Source organism: Parvularcula oceani (assembly GCF_000733125.1).
GTDB lineage: Bacteria > Pseudomonadota > Alphaproteobacteria > Caulobacterales > Parvularculaceae > Parvularcula > Parvularcula oceani.
In genome coordinates this window covers 1-856 of record NZ_JPHU01000033.1, presented here as the reverse complement: position 1 = coordinate 856, position 856 = coordinate 1, and the positions used below count along the sequence as shown (strand labels likewise).

Annotated in this window: 1 protein-coding gene; it reads left to right on the top strand. The window is 67.4% G+C overall.

Going from position 1 to position 856, the window contains the following annotated elements; all coding sequences use genetic code 11:
• Positions 1 to 80 precede the first annotated feature (80 nt).
• Positions 81 to 844, top strand: a protein-coding gene (locus IE88_RS17975) for an IS5 family transposase (protein WP_420330143.1) whose coding sequence is annotated in 2 segments (ribosomal slippage) — positions 81 to 417 and positions 417 to 844 — 765 coding nt in all. Because the reading frame shifts where the segments join, the coding sequence is not laid out codon by codon here.
• Positions 845 to 856: the final 12 nt, after the last annotated feature.

Here is an 856-nt window from a genome sequence, read left to right as displayed (position 1 = left end):
CTAGGAGCTATCCCCATTAATGGTTGACGTCGTCCGGGTGCGTTGATTCCGTGCAGGCCTTCTGGAGAGGAGGCCTGCTGATGGGACACCGGTTCGAGCTGACGGACGCGGAGTGGGCGGTGATCGAGCCCTTGCTGCCGAACAAGCCGAGGGGCGTGCCGCGGGTGGACGACCGGCGGGTCTTGAACGGCATCTTCTGGGTCCTGCGGACGGGCGCGCCCTGGGAGGACATGCCCGAGCGCTATGGCCCCCGGACGACCGTCTACAACCGCTTCAACCGCTGGCGGAAGGCTGGCGTCTGGGCACGGCTGCTCGAGCACCTGCAGGCCGACATCGAGGACAGCCTCTACATGGTCGACAGCTCCGTGGTCCGGGTCCACCAGCACGGCACCGGCGCCCGGAAAAAGGGGGATCAGCGCACGAAGAAACCGGCCGCTCGCGCGGCGGGCTGACCACCAAGCTGCACGCCCTCACCGACAGCCAAGGCAACGTCGTCTCGCTGTCGCTCTCGCCGGGCCAAGCCCACGACCTCTCCGCGATCCCCGACCTCATCGAGGCCGTCCCCGAGGACACGGTCCTGCTCGCCGACAAGGCCTACGACGCGGATGGCTTCACCGCCGCCCTCGCCGAGCGGCGCGTCTGCCCGAACATCCCGAACAAGCGGAACCGCAAGGATCCCAGGGGCTTCTTCCCCTCGCTCTACAAGCTGAGGAACGCGGTCGAGCGATACTTCGGCAAGCTCAAGCACTTCCGCCGGATCGCCACCCGCTACGAGAAGCGCGCCGACAACTACCTCGCCATGGCCCAGCTCGCCTCCGCCCGCATCCTGATGCGGCGGTTATGAGTCAGGCTCCTA